This window comes from Rhizorhabdus sp. GW822-FHT03C02 (assembly GCF_058801765.1).
Map to the genome: position 1 here is coordinate 370,943 of NZ_JBXANN010000003.1, position 15,402 is coordinate 386,344.

The following is a 15,402-nucleotide window of genomic DNA, read 5'->3' on the forward strand; positions in this document are numbered from 1 at the left end:
GTGCGGCTGGTGCTGTTCGAGAGAATTTCGGCGATAGACGCACCCTGGCTCTCCGCGAAGATCTTTGCGAACGACGGTGCTAACGAAACTGATGGTGCGAAAGGAAACGGCCCATCACAGCTCAAATAGCCGGCAGGGATGGTCACGCTCGACCCAAACATTAGATCACCAAGTATCTTCACGCGAGGAGTTAAAGACAGTGATTCGTCCGTTCCCGATCCGAATCCGGTGCGGGTTTTCGCGAAACTGCCTAGCCCGCTGATCCCAGCCGTCCAAGGGTATGTCTGCTCGGTATCTTTTAAGCTATTCATACGACTTCGAGCCCCCGCCCCACCGATGATTTCGTCTGATCTACAAGATACGCGAAGCTCGCGTCCAGATTTGTCCTATCCACAGGCGTGCGAATCACGGAATTGAAGTCCAGCGTCTGAATTGCTGCCCAATGACTTTTTGCGCCTAAATGCTCATGGGGAGGGAGGGGGGAAAGCACATACTCGGTAACTTCCCACTTGAAAATCCTGTTGAAGACAACTCTAAAATCGCTTTCGCGTGGCCTATTCACTTGGTACACCACTTCGGTGACGCCATCAGCGATATACAACCGGTCAAACACCGAGCTAAGCGAACTGATCGCCTCATTGCCGTCGTCAAAAGAGTTCCCAGCCGTCGACACCATAGCCACTCGATTGATATTAAGCTCTTTCGAAAAGCCCAGAAAGAGTGGCCCATAGGTAGCGACCGCCCAGTTTAGGTCGATGGGGTCCGGAGCCATCTTCCCAACGGTGCTTGGCTTGGCGATCGTAAGATCGAGCCGATCGGGCTGAACATTAATTTGGATTTGGCATTCGCTATGGACCGAACTTGAGATGGTCGCCCCCGGTCCAGCCTGCTGAAAATTTACGACGTCAGCGCCGGGAATCTGCTGCGCATACGTCAGGGCACTCCCCGACGTAATCGGCGAGGTCAGATACACAGACATCTGCAGCGATTGGACCTGCACAAGCGACTCCTCAGCCGGTGATGTTGCGTTTCGCAGCTGAATTTTCAACGATTATCGTAAAGCAATCGTAATGGGATGTCGCAATGCCGCGAGGCATGGCGTTCGGAAGCGCCCGGGATTGCTTGGTGGGCTCGATGGGATTCGAACCCATGACCTACAGATTAAAAGTCAGCCGGCCAATCGATGAATGTCCGTTCCGACGCGTATGCGCTAGCTAGCTCAGCGTCAACGGAGCGGAGACAAGGCGCCGCAAGCTGTCCATGCTGACTAGGGTAGAGGACCCGATCTTCACCGTCTGGATCTCGCCAGCCTTGATTAGCTCGTAGAGCTTCGACCTGCCAATCCCAGTGATCCGACATGCCTCGGGAATCCGGACGGTCAGCGGGGCCATCATTGGAGCGGTCTCCGCCGTCATGTGCCGAGCAGTCATTGCTTCGTCTCCGGTTCGAGCTTCCGCGCCAGCCTGCGTCCGACCAGATCGATCAGCGCATCATAGCGTGAGCGGCCCAGCCGCGCCGTCTCCGGATCGAACGGCGGCTGATGCGCGACCATCGTCAGCTGATGCTGGATGAACACACCAAGCGTCTCGGCGAGCAACCGGTTCTGCTGTTCGATCCGGTCGAGCACGCGTGCCAGCCGATCGAGTCTCGAACCGAACCTCTGGTCCAGCTCATTGGCCCCCTGCCGCTCCAGCCAGGCAGTCAGCGCATCGGTGAGGATCGCGGTCTTCGACGTGCCCGGCTTGCCGGAAAGCTGTTCGAGCTTCTCCGACAGCGCATCGGGCAGATAGAATTGGTGACGGATCTTGTCGGTCTTCATGCCGCCAAGGATGCTGGTTCGGAGACACGGTCGCCAGTGCGTTTAGGACGCAGGCTGGCGCACCTCGCGGCTCAGGAAATGCCGAGCCCGCGTCCACGCCCGATCGTCCAGCTGACATCGTCACCGCGCATGATGCCGCCGACATCCTTCCCGATCTGCCGCTCGAGCACCGGCTTCCACGGCAGCAGCGAGAACTCCCGGCTCTTCTCGATCAGCGCAAAGCGCCGGTCGCCGACTTGAACCGCCCGCGCCAGCCGACCTTCGACCCGCTCCCCCTTGCGGGCCTCGGCGAAGTCGAGCCCGAGTTCCTGGCTGAGTTGCCCGGCGACGCGCAGCAGCTCGCGCCGCTGCAGCGTCGACACCAGATTGGCGGGATAGCGCACCCGATCGCCAACCTGTTCGGCAAGCTGCTGCTCGATCAGCCATTGCTGCCTGAGCGAGAGCGCGGCGCGGGTTTCCGCGCCGAAGCCGCGCTCGAGCGGCACCGGACTGGCGCTGGTCAGCTCACGGTCCAGCCAGGTCGCGCCGTCATGCGCCGCGAGCCGGTCGAGCGGCTGATGGCTCAACGCCTCGATGACGACAGGAGCCCGGTCGGCGAGGTTGCGCTCATGCGTCTGCGCGATGGTGAGATGGTCAGGGGCTATGATCCAGGTCCCATCGGGTTCCCGGGCGACACCGCCGGTTTCCTTGCGGATCGCCTCAAGCCGACGGACATGCGCATGGGCGAAGTCCTCATTCGCCGATGGGTCATGCTCGAGGTGGATATCGACACTGTATCGCCCGCCATGGGCGGCGGCGATCTCGGCGACGGTGCGGTCGGCCTCACGGATCGCGATCGGCCGCGGGGTGAGGCTGACGATCATGCCCTCGCGGATCGGATCGGACGGTGCCAGTCCGATCTCGGCGTAATGGCTGCGACCATCGACGCCATCGACGATCAGATAATGATGATCGCGATGCTCGTCGGACAAGCCGCGCGCTGCGACCCGGCCGATGATCGGCACCGCGGTGCCACCGGCCGGATCGAACACCGCATAGTCGGTGGGCGACACGTCGCGTCCGTGGGGGCGCATCTGCTCGTGCAAGGTGGCGATGATGTCGCCGCGTTTGCCCATCGCCCTGAGAGTGGGTTCGAGCTGCGGATCGAGGCGCCAGCGGCCCTTACGCTCCTCGACCGCGAGTTGCATCCGTCCGAGCGCCTGCAGCCGACCAGCGCGCAGCGACTGCTCGATGCCGTCTAGATTGGCAGGCGACACCAACCCTTCGGCGTCGATCGCCGTGATCAACCGGCGATCGATCGAGGTGAAGCGCTCCTGGGTCATCTCGCGGTTCTGCGCGGTCATGATTTCGAGGTCGGTGCGCGGTCCGAGGTCGAGGTTGACGATCTCGGTCGCGCGCATGCGAAATCCCTGGCTCATATATTCGCGGGCGATGATCAGATCCTTGCCCCGGTCATCGACGCCGCGCAGCAGGATATGGGTGTGGGGATGGCCGGTGTTGAAATGGTCGATCGCGACCCAGTCGAGCTTCGTTCCCAGATCCTGCTCGGCCTGCGCCATCAGCCGGCGGACCATCGGTTTGAGATCCTCATATTCGGCACCGTCCTCGGCGGCGACGATGAAGCGGAACTGGTGGCGGTCGCCCTGGCCGCGTTCGAGGAGCGCCTTGCCATCGGCGATGTCGGCATCGCGCCCGTAGAGCGCGCCGCGCTCGCCCTCGCGGGTGGTGCCGTCGCGTTGCAGATAGCGAAGATGCGCGACCGCCCCCCGGGCACCGGTGCCGGCAAGCTTGACGATCCGCGCCTTGACCACGACCCGGCGGGCGCGCCGGCCGGCGAAGCGATCGGACGATCCCAGCACCCGCCCGAGCCCGGCGCCGCGACCGATGCGGCTGCCGTCGAAACGGCGGGTGCGCGACCGGCCGGCGCCGCCTGCCAGATTGGTCGCCTTGCGCACCCGACCGACGAACGACTGCCCGCCGCTCTTATCGCCGACGAACCCCAGCCACAGCTCGAAATCGTCATCGCCTGCCATCGCATGATCCTCATCATCGCCCGCAAGGCCGGCAATGAGGGAAGCACGGGATCGGCCTTCAAGGGCCTCCACCAAAAGGCCCGGAATCCGGGCCTTAGCTCATCTCATGGAGGCGTGGTCTCGGCCATGCCTCCACAGAAGAAGACGTGCAGACAGCGTTTCCGGGCCTTGCGGAGGCACGGCTTTATCTTGCCTTACCTGCCCCTCCCTCGCTTCACCGCAGCCCAAACAGCCATGGACGGATATGGACGCCATCCGCCCGTCGCCACATTCTGCCGCTGATCCGCACCAATTCGCGAAAACCCCGCCAATTTCTGCCGACAGGGCGCCACGAAATGCCGGCGAGAAAAAGAGATGGCCACGCAGAGCGCGGCCGAATTCCATCAGCGGAGACGAAGATCAGGATGGGGATGTGGGCAGCGAAATCCGCGAAGCTGACCTGCTCAGGCGGCTTTGGCGAGCGTCTCGATCCGCTCCAGACACAGCTCGCGGATAATCGTCGTGAGCAGCTCGACCCGCTCTCCAAGCCACGCCAATTCCTCGTCGGTGATGCGATATTGGCGGGAGTATCGCGCCTTCACATAGGCGGCGCGAAGCAGGTCGTAGCAGCGCCGCTCGAACTTGTTTTCTCCCGGCCAGACCGCCTTCAACCGGGGTTCAAGCTGCTCGGTTTGCGACCGCAATCGGTTCAGATTGTGCGTCTTCGGGCTATACAAAGTGCGGACCAAAAGCAGGCAATGATAGAGCCGCTCGGTCGCTTGATGGAGATCAAAAGCGGCTATCTTGGGCGCACCATCGACAACCGCATGTTGGTACTGCCGGTAAAATTGACCGGCTCCTTCGATCCAATCTTCGTAATATTCCCGCGTCTCCTTTAGCGCCTGCTCGCGCGACAAGGGTTCGGGTTTCGCGAATGGATGGCCCGCCTCCGAGAGCAGTGAGATGCCGTCCCGAACAATGTCGATGAAGAAATAGCGCCCGAGCCGCAGCTTCTCGTTCACATCGTCGAGGGTATGGTAAATCAGGCTGACCGGGGTGCGCAGATGGGCCCCTTCGGACAGCGCATCGAGCAGCCGATCCTCGGTCTTGAGCCAGAATTCGGGCACGTCGGTGAGGTCGTCATGATCGACGACGACGAGGATGTCGTAGTCGGAGAAATAGCGCCCGACCGGGTCTTCGACCCAGTCGCCGCGCGCATACGACCCGAACAAAATGATCTTGAGCAGTCGCCCGTTGGCAAGGCGTTCGGCTTTCTTACCGGCAATCGCCTCGGCGAAACCGTCGCGGATCAGCTGCACCACGAAATCGAGTTCGCGGCGCTTGCCTTCGGGCAGTTCGACATCCTTGGCGGTGATCGGCCTCATGGACCAAGAATCGCCCGATAGCGCCGGATTGCCAAGATAATTCGACGAACCGATGCCAAACCGGCTGGCCTTGTGACTTGGCTCACGGCTAGGGCCGCGCCGCCCAGCCATGACCGGTGGTCGGCAATGGCCCGGCGGCTCTGGTCGATGAAATGAGCCAAATTGCGATGCCAGTAACCGCATCCGGGATCGTTATGTGCTCCTGCAACTCGACATGCACGATGCCGTGCTGCGGTCGGGCAATGCCCGCGTCTTGCGACCTCTCGCGCAGGGCCATTCCGATGGTCTCGCGGAATTCCGAAAGATCGTCGATTTGCAGAAAGCAGCATGAACGTGTCCTTATTGCATTAATACGAAATTCCGCATGTCGTGAGGACACCCAATTCCAAATGAGCCTAACGTACTGAAATCAATATAATGACAGAACTGATCCTATTGAGAATTTCGTCCTGCTATGTAACGATAAACGCGCACGTTTGGCTCTGGCGTGATTCGCCCCTTGAAGATATGATAAAGGTCAGTCGGTTTAGGAAACTCCTATGCTTAGGAGTGAAATTTCGTTGGAGATAGAAAATGAGCGGTAGCGGTGATGTTATTGCTGAGGATCTTCGAGGAATTTTAGGCGAAATACGAGCATTCGCAATCCGCGAGACCAATGCCGCAGCACTGTCAAAGCTTTACCGGAATGGATGGGTGCCAGCCAAGGGCCAGTCGCTCCCACGGAGCGATTTTAGCGAACTTGCCGATGCCCTGGGAGAGGCTTGGGGCACGGCGGACAATGCTGCCGAATTCCTGCTTCCGGACCTGCGCGGGCTATTTATGCGAGGTTATGGAGGCAACGGAGGATACGATTCCGATCGTGGCGATCGCTATTCGGACAAGAAGGGAGCGACCGGCAACCGGGTAGGATCAATGCAGGGCGATGCTTTCCAGCAGCATCGCCACCTGCCCGGTGATCACCAGCATGAAATTCGGCAGACAAGCTACACGGGAAAGAGTGGCCAAGGAATAGGTCCTTATCCGCAGGGTGGCGGCGCAAAATTGCAGACAGGTGACAATTATGGCTTCATTGGGGAGCCGGTGAATTCAAGCGATGCCGCGGCGGGTGAGGTACGCTTCAAAAGCGAAACGCGGCCGAAGAATGTCTATGTTTACTATTTCATCTTCGTCGGGCGGGACTGTACCGGAAATCAAGCAGCGCTTGCCGATCTACCGTAACAGTAAGACAAAAGACCACAGTGAGCGGGCGAGGGATCATGATATTCGCTTCGTGACCAAGTGGGGGAGGTGGATGAAACGACATCACGTGAAGTTCTGAGTCTTTTGGCGATCCAACTCGACGATACAAGCGGCGACTGCCCTCAATTCAAGACGTCCAAGCACAATCGTCCGAGGCTACCGACCGCAGTTTTGATCGCATGACCTCGACGAAATGTTCCTGCGCTATCTTTTCGGTGTGCGGATGCGTCGCACGAGCGATCGTTGCATCAGCCGATCTCGCCTGGCTTCTACGCCCCCCGTATCAGTCGTTCGGCTGCCTACCGCCCGCGACGATCGCCGTCCCCTAGTCGACTTGGTAATTGGTTCAGATCGCCAGCCGGGTGGGCGAAGGCTGGCGGCTTCCGAGCGAGCCAGGCGCGCCGCCGACATTGGAAGAGGCCCGCCACCCGAAGGCGGCGGGCCGTCCGGCGTCAGTCGGCCGGATTCCAGATGATCGCATAGCTGTCGTCGTCGCCCTGGCCGGCGGCGCGGCCGAGATTGGCGTAGAGCGTGCGCGGACCCAGTTCGGGGGCGGCGAGCGAGAGGCGGACATATTCCTGGCCCGACAGATCGCCGGTGCGGATCCAGCCACCGCCCAGTTCGACATTGCCGGCGCGGACCCGATAGTCGGGCTGCTCGCCGGTCTTGCCGCGAATGGGGATGATCTCGATTTCGGCGCGGACCGAGAGGGTGGTGAGGACGCCCTTGAAGCTGCCGTTCGCCTGCTTCTGGACATAACCGATTGCGGACATCGTAAGTCTCCTTGCATTGCCGCCCGCGAACCATTTCCGGGCGATGGGCCGACCGTCGGGCCGGGACCAGCGGGCCGGCGAACCGTCAGGCCGGAGCGCCAGCGCAGGACCGGAGAACGCCGCTTATTTGGAGCGCAGCGGCCGCGAGGAGGCCGCGCAGCGGATGGGGAAATAAGCGGCGGGCGATGGTTTCGCCGGTCCGCGACCGGCCCAGGTCAAGCGCCGAGGAGCCGGACAGGTTCGGGGGCTATGCTCCTGGAGACGCATGGATCGCGCGGCTTATGTCGGGAACTACCGAGGCGAGGTTCAACGATCCAGACGATCTCTCGCATCGCTCCAAATCGCATCTCACCCGGACCGCCCTGCCGGCGGGCGAATGGCGACAATCCAGTCCGGATCGGAGAGAATGGCTATCGCGCGATCAGCGCCGTGCTACCGTGATGCCATGACATTCTGGCTCGTACATCTCGACTATGCATGGCAGATGCTCGAACGCCACCGCCTCGACGCCACAGACGAATGGGACGCGTGGGAAAAGCTATCGGCGTTCGGAATAGGCCATCATGTCGAGCTGTTCCTCGACGGACAGCGGCTTGCAAGCATCGTCGACGGGAAGGTCGTCGCCGAGGAGGATTGCCAGATTTCCACACCGCGAGACGAATGAGGCGGGTGCGGTCCGGCGCAAGCTTGCACCATGATGGATAACCGCGCGCCGCGCCCGCCAGGGCGCGGCGCGCGGCCACAAATCCCCTTCCGGAGACCAGGGGAAAAGCGGGGCGACCGCAGCCGCCCCGCCCTCGGATCAGGCGGCCAGCACCGCCGGGCCCGCTTGCCCCTCGCCCGCCTGCGATACAGCGCCCGCGTCGGCAGCACCTTCGGCGGCACTATCGGAAACGCAGGCGGCGAGCGCCGCCTGCGCCCGCGCATGGGCCGCGACCGGCCCCACTCCGCCGCGCGCGGTGTAGGCGCCGGGCGCGAAACGCATCCAGCGCGGCACCCAGCCAATGACCTTCGCGCGCCCGCCGTCACCGGCGAGATGGGCGCGGACGATCGCCTTCAGCGCCTTGCCCTTCTCCCTCGCGTTGGCGGTCGCGACCATCTCGCCCGCGACCTCGCCGACGACCGCGAGCAGCAGCTCGCGGTCGCGCAGCTGCTCGAACAGCGCATCGTCGGCGCTCCACCACCTTGCCATGTCGGTGCCGAGATGCTGCCCCAGCGCCTCGACGATCGGGCTGCCGCTGGCCAGCGTCTCGCCGACGACGATCGCCAGCACCGCCATGACATCGGCATCGGGCAGCGCCACCAGCCGCGCGAAGACCGCCGGCAGCGCATCCCAGCCGGGCGCGCCGACGACGGTCTCGCCGTCGTCGCCGAGCCCGAGCAGCGCCAGCGCATGGCGACGATGACCGTCGAACGCCGCCTCGGCCGCACTTCCTTCGACGCTGTCGGCGATCGCATCGGGCGCGCGGCGACGGTCGGGGCCGACCTGCCACAGCGGCGATCCACAGATCGCATGCGCGACCAGCAGGCGCAGCGCGAGCCCCGGATGGTCGACCAGTTCGGCCCGCACCGCCGCATGGCGGTGGAGATCGACATAGGTGCCGAGCGTCGCGGTCAGTTCGGGCCGCGACGGCCTGGGCGCGCCGCCGTCCGGTTCGCCCGTCTCGCCCTTGGCGAGACGCCGCGCTTCCTTGGCCGTTAGATAGCCTTCATGGAAGATCACCTCGCCGCTGCTGCGGACATCGACATAGACATGTCCGCCCTTGCGTTTGGCGGTCTTCACATAGTCCCACGCCGCGAATTGTGCCGACGGCGGCACGATCACGACATCGCGCCACCCGGCTTCGAGATATTCGGCGCGACGCGCCGCGATCGCCGCGTCCTGCGCGGTCCAGAAGCGGTCGGCATTGGCGAACCAGCCATCCTCGCCGAACAGGTCGGCGACGATCGCACCGTCATAGGTGGTAATGTCGAACAGCGCATGTTTGACCGCAATCGACTGGCCGCCGAACAGCCATGCCTTGAGCTGCGCGCCGGCCGGCGCATGGTCGTCGGGGGCGTCGAACAAGGCCAGCCACGCCTTTTGCTGGCTCTTGCTCGCCATGGTGAGATGGCGGACGGTGGCGACGTTGATCGCCTCGCGGCGGTACAGGTCGCGGATGCGCGGCAACAGATTGCCGAGCGCCAGCGTCCGGGTCACCATCAGCTCGGGCAGGCCGAAGGTCAGGGCGATATCCTCGGGGGTCCGCCCCTCCTTCACCAGCCGGGTGAAGCTCTCCCAGCGGGTCACCTCGTCGGGGTCGAGCCGCTGGAAATTCTCCAGCATCGACGCTTCGAGCGCTGCGGCATCGTCGCCCGCCTCGATGATCGCGCAGGGCATCGGCTCGGGGCATTCGACCTCGGAGGCGACCAGTTTCGCGGTTTCCCAGCGCCGCCGCCCGGCGATCACCTCGAACCGACCAGCCGCCGCGACAGCACCGTCCCCCGTCCCATCGTCGGGCGGATCGGCCGGGCGGACGAGGATCGGCACGAGGATGCCGCGCCGACGCACCGACGGCAGCAGGTCGGATATGTCGGGGGCCCTGCGACCGCCGCGCATATTGGTCTTGCTCGATATGATCCTGTCGAGCGGGATGAAGTCGAGTTTCATGTGTCTGCTCCTTGTGAGCGCCGGTCGCGTCGGTCTTTCCGGGGCGGCGCGACCGGCCTGGGATGCGGCGAAACGCGCCGCGCGTCAGCCGCCCGCCCCGGCCCCGATCGGGACCGGTTCGAACGGAAGCTCGGGATCAAGGCGGGGCACGGCCCGCAACGCCGCCTCGGCAGCGACGATCGACCCGGTCTGCCGGGCCAGCGCGCACCAGCGCGACAGCGGATGCGGGGTCGCGAAACACAGGTCGATCTCGACGCCGTGGCGGCAGGGAAATTCGGCCTCCATCAAAGCGGCGAGGCTGAACGACCCGCAGGCGGGCAGGCCCATCCCCCCGTCGGTGAGCCCGAACAGCGTATCGCCGTCACGACCGATCTCGGTCGCCAGCCATGTCGCGACCCCGACCGGCGCACAGAATTTGACCAAGGGCAGCGGATCGGGGGCGGGACGCCCGCGCCGCGCGGCAGCGGCGCGCATGACCGCATTGCCGCGCAGCCGGGCGCAGAGTTCGGGGCGCAGCAACATCATGCCATCGCCTCCCGTGCCGCCATGGCAATCCTGTCGGATCGAATGGGCACGCCAGACCCGGCGTCCCCCTGTTCCCGGTCGCGTGCTGCGAAGGTCGAACCCATCGTTCGTCTCCCCGCCTGCCCAAAGCCACAGGGCCTCCCCGGAAAGCGGGGGTGGGCGGCGAGACAGCCCGCAAAGGCCCGCGCACAGCGGAAAGCGGCACCCGCAGGGGCGCAACGCAGAGGAGCAGCCGGGCGCAGCCCGGCTTGCCGCGGGCCGCGGCGGGCCTAGCAGGGCGCGCCGGCCAGACCCGCGCCTCCGGGAGGGCCCCACCGACAACGCCGCCGCGCGAGCGGCGACCGCGTCAGGGATGGCGCGCCCGCGCCGGCCCCGCGCCAGCGATCGTCGCCCGACCGGGACGAGACCCGCATCACGGGGCTCGGTGGCGCAGCCATCAAGCGCGATCGCGCCGAAGGCGCGAGGCGCCAGGCCTGGTCCCCGCCACGTTCGGCAGGCCGGAACGGCAGCATTGGACGCCCGCCGAACCCAAGAAGACGTCACCGACAGCGCCAAACCGCCAACAACAAAGTCCATAATGGAGACAAATTCGATCGTGCTCGTCGATATCCGGCCCGAAAAACCGCGCTTTGGGCCATCGCCGTCGATCGTCACGGCCTCGAAACTAAAGCAAATCCCGGAAAACCAGGCTTTCGTTTGCCGCCGAACCCACGCTATGCACCGCAAATTCTGATGGGGGCATCAGCCAAATGTTGAACTTGTTGGGACACGGCAATCTGCTGCGTCCGTCGATTGCATGACGTCCGTACCGGAAGATCTCGATACCACGCTGTCCGCGTTCGTGCTGCTGGCGAAGTTCCTGGGGGTGCCGGCCGATGCCGCCCAGCTCATCCATGCGCGCGGCCGCGGCGACGCGCCGTTCACGCTCGAGGAACTGGTGCGCGCAGCGAAGGGGCTCGGCCTCGTCGCGCGGGTAAAGCCGGTCGCGCCGGCGGCGATGCGCGACCTGCCGCTGCCGGCGATCGCCGAGGCGACTGACGGCGGCGCCGTCATCCTGTTGAAGTTCGGCGAGGGCGAGCAGGCCGGCCAGGTGCTGGTGCAGCGGCCCGACGATGCGGGTCCGCAGGTGATGGCGGCCGACGCCTTCGCGGCGATGGCCTCGGGGCGTGTGCTGCTCATGACCACCCGTGAACGGATCGCCGGGGTCGCCCGGCCGTTCGACATCAGCTGGTTCATCCCCGCGCTCGTCAAATATCGCCGCGCGTTGCGCGATGTGCTGGTCGGTTCCTTCTTCCTCCAGCTGATGGGGCTGGTGTCGCCGATCTTCTTCCAGCTGGTCATCGACAAGGTGCTCGTCCACCATTCGATGTCGACCCTCGACGTGCTGGCGATCGGCCTGGCGGTGGTGCTGATCTGGGAAACCCTGCTGTCGGGCTTGCGCAACTGGCTGTTCGCGCACACCACCAACCGGGTCGATGCCGAACTCAGCGCGCGGCTGTTCCGCCACCTGCTCGCGCTGCCCCTGAGCTATTTCGAGGCGCGCCGGGTCGGCGACAGCGTCGCGCGGGTGCGCGAGCTCGAACGGATCCGCGAATTCCTGACCTCGAACGCGGTCACCGTGGTGATCGACCTGTTCTTCACGATCGTCTTCTTCGCGGTGATGCTGCTCTATAGCGTCAAGCTGACGATGATCGTGCTGCTGTCGATCCCGCTCTATGTCGCGATCTCGGTGCTGATCACCCCGACCCTGCGCGCCCGCCTCGACGAGAAATTCGCCCGCGGCGCCGAAAACCAGGCCTTCCTCGTCGAAACCGTCACCGGCATCGGGACGCTGAAGGCAATGGCGGTCGAACCGCGGATGCGCGACCAGTGGGAACGCCAGTTCGCGGGCTACACCACCACCGGCTTCCGCGTCACCTCGCTCGCCAATATCGGCAACCACCTGATCCAGATCGTATCGAAGCTGACGACGGTGGCGATCCTCTATTGGGGCGCCAAGGCGGTGATCGCCGGCGATCTGACCGTCGGCGCGCTGGTCGCCTTCAACATGCTGTCGGGGCGGGTCGCTTCGCCGATCCTGCGGCTATCGCAGCTCTGGCAGGATTTCCAGCAGGTCCGCATCTCGATCGACCGGCTCGGCGACGTCCTCAACGCGGTGCCCGAGCCCGAACATAATCCCGGCCGGGCTGCGCTGCCCCCGGTCAAGGGCCGCATCCGCTTCGACAAGGTCCGCTTCCGCTACCGGCCCGATGCCTCGGAGGCGCTGCGCGGGGTCGAGCTCGACGTCGACGCCGGAGAGATTTTGGGGATCGTCGGCCCGTCGGGATCGGGCAAGTCGACCCTGACCAAGCTGGTCCAGCGCCTCTATGTCCCCGAACAGGGGCGGGTGCTGGTCGACGGCGTAGATCTCGCGCTGGTCGACCCGGCCTGGCTGCGGCGCCAGATCGGCGTGGTGCTGCAGGAGAATATTCTGTTCAACCGGTCGGTGCGGGAGAATATCGCGCTCGCCGATCCGACCTTGTCGATGGAGCGGGTAATCGCCGCCTCCGAGCTCGCCGGCGCCCATGATTTCATCCTCGCGCTGCCGCAGGGCTATGACACGATCATCGACGAACGCGGCGCCAACCTGTCGGGTGGCCAGCGTCAGCGCATCGCGATCGCCCGCGCGCTGATCGGCGATCCGCGCATCCTGATCCTCGACGAGGCGACCTCGGCGCTCGATGCCGAAAGCGAGGAGGTGATCCAGGCCAATCTTCGGCGGATCTCGTTCGGGCGCACCGTGCTGATCATCGCCCATCGCCTGTCGGCGGTGCGCCAGTGCCACCGCATCATCACCGTCGAGGCTGGCGAAATCACCGAAGCCGGCGACCACCAGTCACTGCTGCGCGCCGGTGGGCGCTATGCCGACCTCCACCGCCGCCAGATGGGGGGCGTTGCCTGATGCTCGCCGAGCGTTTTCCGACGATGGCGCGGCATCTCGACGTGCTGCGCACCGCCTGGAGCCTCGAGAACGAGGCCGAGAAGAGCCGCCGCGCGGTCTCCGACACCCAGTTCCTCCCCGCCGCGCTCGAGATCATGGAGAGCCCGCCCAGCCCGGGCCTGCGGATTCTGCTGCTCAGTCTGTGCGGCCTGTTCGCGCTCGCCTTGCTCTGGTCGCTGATCGGCAAGCTCGACGTGGTCGCGGTCGCCACCGGCAAGATCGTGCCCTCGGGCAGCGTCAAGCTGATCCAGCCGATCGAGATCGGCGTGGTTCGCGCGATCCATGTCCGCGAGGGCCAGCATGTCCGCAAGGGCCAGCTGCTCGTCGAACTCGACCCGACGATCAGCGGCGCCGAGGAGGACCAGGCGAGCCAGGGCCTGCTGACCGCGCGGGTGACCGAGGCGCGCAACGCCGTCTTCCTCGCCCATCTCGCCGGCCGGGATGCGCCGTTCGTGGCGCCGCCGGGCATCACCGCCGAAACCGTCGCGGTCCAGCGCCAGCTGATCGCTGCCGGCATCGCTGCCTATGAAGCCAAGAAGGCCGGGCTGGTCGAGCAGCGCGCGGGCGCCCGCGCCGAGCTGGCCTCGGCGGCGGCCGAGATTGCCAAGCTCGAACAGACGCTGCCGCTGGTCGACGAACAGCTCGCGGCGCGGCGTGACCTCGCCAGCCGCGGCCATTTCTCGAAGCTGCGGCTGCTCGAATATGAACAGCTCCGGATCGAGCATCTGCGCAACATCGACGTCCAGCGGGCGACCGCGGCCAAGGCGCGGGCGTCGATCGCCAATATCGACAGCCAGATGGCCGAGCTGCGCCAGGGCTTCGCCAGCGACGCCGCCAGCGAACTTTCCAAGGCCGGCGACGATGCCAGCCTGCGCGCCTCCGAACTGCGCAAGTCGTCGCAGCGCAAGATCTTCCAGCTGCTGCGCAGCCCGGTCGACGGCACCGTCCAGCAACTCACCGTCCACACCATCGGCGGCGTCGTCCAGCCAGCCCAGGCGCTGATGATCATAGTCCCCAGTGACAGCGCGATCGAAGTCGAAGCGCAATTGCTGAACCGCGACGTGGGATTCATCCGAAATGGACAGACCGTCCGACTCAAGCTTGAGGCTTTTCCTTTCACCGATTACGGTCTGATCCGGGGGCATGTGATGGACATCAGTCGCGACGCCGTGAACGACGAGAAGCGCGGGCTGCTCTACAACGCCCGCATCCGCCTCGATTCCCGCGTCATGCACCTGCCCGGCCGCGATATCCCGCTCGGCCCGGGCATGGCGGTCCAGGCCGAGATCAAGACCGGCGAACGTCGGATCATCCAATATCTGTTAAGTCCGATTGCGACCGCAGTCGATGAGGCAGGGAGAGAGCGGTGATATTTTTCATTAATCGCCACGGTCATTTGAAAAAGTGGCCTCATCTTCTGCTACTGGCGTTTCTTCTTCCGGGGTGTCTTGGTCGAGCCGATAGCCCGATCAACGCTATCCCTAGTCGTGCCGGAATGATTGTTTATCCCGCTGACACAGGAAGTAGAAATGAAACGGCGAGAGGGATTAGAGCCGCCCCCCCCAAAGCGCATGTGACTGCGCGTGATTTATTCAGAGCGATAGCGCCATTTAATAATATCGCGCGCTATTCATGTAAAAATGTCCGTATCTCAAGTTTGTCACCTTTATTCATATATAATGGCGGAATTGATGGTAGAAAATGTGTGGAAGATATTTTTCTAGATGATGATCTACGAAGGAGTGGATCGGATACGTTAGAAGAAAAATATTTCAAAATATTGATTGACATGTCTCATCAGCGAGATTTTTGTCGGCCGGGAGGCGATTCTGCTCTTGAGTCTCTTCAGGAAAATCTAGTGCAGGCCACGATTTCGAGGGGGCTTTGGAGTCAATATTGCGGAAATATTAGCGATGCGATTAATTATTTCGGTGAAGCATATGAGCGTGGCGGAACATTTATCTCCATGAGGCTGTCTCTTCTTGTAAATTCACCGAAATTTCGGATAAAATAGGCGGA

14 protein-coding genes are annotated in these 15,402 nt (G+C 63.9%); 6 read left to right on the plus strand and 8 right to left on the minus strand.

Going from position 1 to position 15,402, the window contains the following annotated elements; genetic code table 11:
- Window positions 1–307 precede the first annotated feature (307 nt).
- The 5 genes from AC1RM6_RS11595 to AC1RM6_RS11615 all read right to left on the minus strand — a co-directional run bounded on the left by AC1RM6_RS11595 (window position 308) and on the right by AC1RM6_RS11615 (window position 5,216).
- Window positions 308–1,048 carry a hypothetical protein gene (locus tag AC1RM6_RS11595; protein ID WP_493101263.1) on the minus strand — a complete coding sequence of 247 codons (741 nt, stop codon included), beginning with the start codon at window positions 1,046–1,048 and terminating at the stop codon, window positions 308–310.
- Window positions 1,049–1,214: 166 nt separating this feature from the next.
- A complete protein-coding gene (locus AC1RM6_RS11600) occupies window positions 1,215–1,430 on the minus strand; it encodes a helix-turn-helix domain-containing protein (RefSeq protein WP_493101265.1) in 216 nt (71 codons plus the stop codon).
- Window positions 1,427–1,819 carry a CopG family transcriptional regulator gene (locus AC1RM6_RS11605; protein ID WP_493101267.1) on the minus strand — a complete coding sequence of 131 codons (393 nt, stop codon included), beginning with the start codon at window positions 1,817–1,819 and terminating at the stop codon, window positions 1,427–1,429. The genes AC1RM6_RS11600 and AC1RM6_RS11605 overlap by 4 nt, the downstream gene beginning before the upstream one ends.
- Before the next feature lie 71 nt (window positions 1,820–1,890).
- The gene (gene rlxS / locus AC1RM6_RS11610) at window positions 1,891–3,852 is read right to left on the minus strand and encodes a relaxase/mobilization nuclease RlxS (protein ID WP_493101269.1); all 1,962 of its coding nucleotides are present in this window, start codon (window positions 3,850–3,852) and stop codon (window positions 1,891–1,893) included.
- 443 nt (window positions 3,853–4,295) lie between these two features.
- On the minus strand, window positions 4,296–5,216 hold the full coding sequence (locus AC1RM6_RS11615; RefSeq protein WP_493101271.1) for a HEPN domain-containing protein: 921 nt from the start codon (window positions 5,214–5,216) through the stop codon (window positions 4,296–4,298).
- A gap of 196 nt (window positions 5,217–5,412) precedes the next feature.
- Between AC1RM6_RS11615 and AC1RM6_RS11620 the strand changes: the two genes are divergently transcribed.
- Together AC1RM6_RS11620 and AC1RM6_RS11625 are read left to right on the plus strand one after the other, a co-directional pair.
- On the plus strand, window positions 5,413–5,547 hold the full coding sequence (locus AC1RM6_RS11620) for a hypothetical protein (protein ID WP_493101272.1): 135 nt from the start codon (window positions 5,413–5,415) through the stop codon (window positions 5,545–5,547).
- Between the two features lie 242 nt (window positions 5,548–5,789).
- Entirely contained in the window at window positions 5,790–6,434 is a 645-nt protein-coding gene (locus tag AC1RM6_RS11625) for a phage tail protein (RefSeq protein ID WP_493101273.1), read from the plus strand.
- Between the two features lie 473 nt (window positions 6,435–6,907).
- Here AC1RM6_RS11625 and AC1RM6_RS11630 read toward each other — a convergent pair whose 3' ends face one another.
- Window positions 6,908–7,228 carry a DUF736 domain-containing protein gene (locus tag AC1RM6_RS11630; RefSeq protein ID WP_493101274.1) on the minus strand — a complete coding sequence of 107 codons (321 nt, stop codon included), beginning with the start codon at window positions 7,226–7,228 and terminating at the stop codon, window positions 6,908–6,910.
- Between the two features lie 376 nt (window positions 7,229–7,604).
- Between AC1RM6_RS11630 and AC1RM6_RS11635 the strand changes: the two genes are divergently transcribed.
- Window positions 7,605–7,892 carry a hypothetical protein gene (locus AC1RM6_RS11635; protein WP_493101275.1) on the plus strand — a complete coding sequence of 96 codons (288 nt, stop codon included), beginning with the start codon at window positions 7,605–7,607 and terminating at the stop codon, window positions 7,890–7,892.
- A 138-nt stretch (window positions 7,893–8,030) separates the two neighbouring features.
- On the opposite strand, the gene AC1RM6_RS11640 is transcribed toward AC1RM6_RS11635, so the two are convergent.
- Together AC1RM6_RS11640 and AC1RM6_RS11645 are read right to left on the minus strand one after the other, a co-directional pair.
- Window positions 8,031–9,878, minus strand: coding sequence for a ParB/RepB/Spo0J family partition protein (locus AC1RM6_RS11640; RefSeq protein WP_493101276.1), 1,848 nt, complete (start codon window positions 9,876–9,878; stop codon window positions 8,031–8,033).
- A gap of 84 nt (window positions 9,879–9,962) precedes the next feature.
- Window positions 9,963–10,403: a DUF2958 domain-containing protein gene (locus tag AC1RM6_RS11645; protein WP_493101277.1), complete on the minus strand. Its 441-nt coding sequence runs from the start codon at window positions 10,401–10,403 to the stop codon at window positions 9,963–9,965.
- A gap of 796 nt (window positions 10,404–11,199) precedes the next feature.
- On the opposite strand from AC1RM6_RS11645, the gene AC1RM6_RS11650 reads away from it, so the two are divergent.
- From AC1RM6_RS11650 to AC1RM6_RS11660, 3 genes are read left to right on the plus strand one after another with little or no spacing between them, the layout of a single operon-like run.
- On the plus strand, window positions 11,200–13,344 hold the full coding sequence (locus tag AC1RM6_RS11650) for a type I secretion system permease/ATPase (RefSeq protein WP_493101278.1): 2,145 nt from the start codon (window positions 11,200–11,202) through the stop codon (window positions 13,342–13,344).
- Entirely contained in the window at window positions 13,344–14,753 is a 1,410-nt protein-coding gene (locus AC1RM6_RS11655) for an HlyD family type I secretion periplasmic adaptor subunit (protein ID WP_493101279.1), read from the plus strand. The genes AC1RM6_RS11650 and AC1RM6_RS11655 overlap by 1 nt, the downstream gene beginning before the upstream one ends.
- Entirely contained in the window at window positions 14,750–15,397 is a 648-nt protein-coding gene (locus AC1RM6_RS11660) for a hypothetical protein (RefSeq protein WP_493101281.1), read from the plus strand. Before AC1RM6_RS11655 ends, AC1RM6_RS11660 begins: the two co-directional genes overlap by 4 nt.
- Window positions 15,398–15,402: the final 5 nt, after the last annotated feature.

Excerpts from the sequence above, each read along its gene's own strand:
- AC1RM6_RS11600 (WP_493101265.1), bottom strand. The coding sequence starts at position 1,430 with ATGACTGCTCGGCACATGACGGCGGAGACCGCTCCAATGATGGCCCCG.
- AC1RM6_RS11605 (WP_493101267.1), bottom strand. The coding sequence starts at position 1,819 with ATGAAGACCGACAAGATCCGTCACCAATTCTATCTGCCCGATGCGCTG.
- rlxS (WP_493101269.1), bottom strand. The coding sequence starts at position 3,852 with ATGGCAGGCGATGACGATTTCGAGCTGTGGCTGGGGTTCGTCGGCGAT.
- AC1RM6_RS11615 (WP_493101271.1), bottom strand. The coding sequence starts at position 5,216 with ATGAGGCCGATCACCGCCAAGGATGTCGAACTGCCCGAAGGCAAGCGC.
- AC1RM6_RS11625 (WP_493101273.1), top strand. The coding sequence starts at position 5,790 with ATGAGCGGTAGCGGTGATGTTATTGCTGAGGATCTTCGAGGAATTTTA.
- AC1RM6_RS11630 (WP_493101274.1), bottom strand. The coding sequence starts at position 7,228 with ATGTCCGCAATCGGTTATGTCCAGAAGCAGGCGAACGGCAGCTTCAAG.
- AC1RM6_RS11635 (WP_493101275.1), top strand. The coding sequence starts at position 7,605 with ATGGCGACAATCCAGTCCGGATCGGAGAGAATGGCTATCGCGCGATCA.
- AC1RM6_RS11640 (WP_493101276.1), bottom strand. The coding sequence starts at position 9,878 with ATGAAACTCGACTTCATCCCGCTCGACAGGATCATATCGAGCAAGACC.
- AC1RM6_RS11645 (WP_493101277.1), bottom strand. The coding sequence starts at position 10,403 with ATGATGTTGCTGCGCCCCGAACTCTGCGCCCGGCTGCGCGGCAATGCG.
- AC1RM6_RS11650 (WP_493101278.1), top strand. The coding sequence starts at position 11,200 with ATGACGTCCGTACCGGAAGATCTCGATACCACGCTGTCCGCGTTCGTG.
- AC1RM6_RS11655 (WP_493101279.1), top strand. The coding sequence starts at position 13,344 with ATGCTCGCCGAGCGTTTTCCGACGATGGCGCGGCATCTCGACGTGCTG.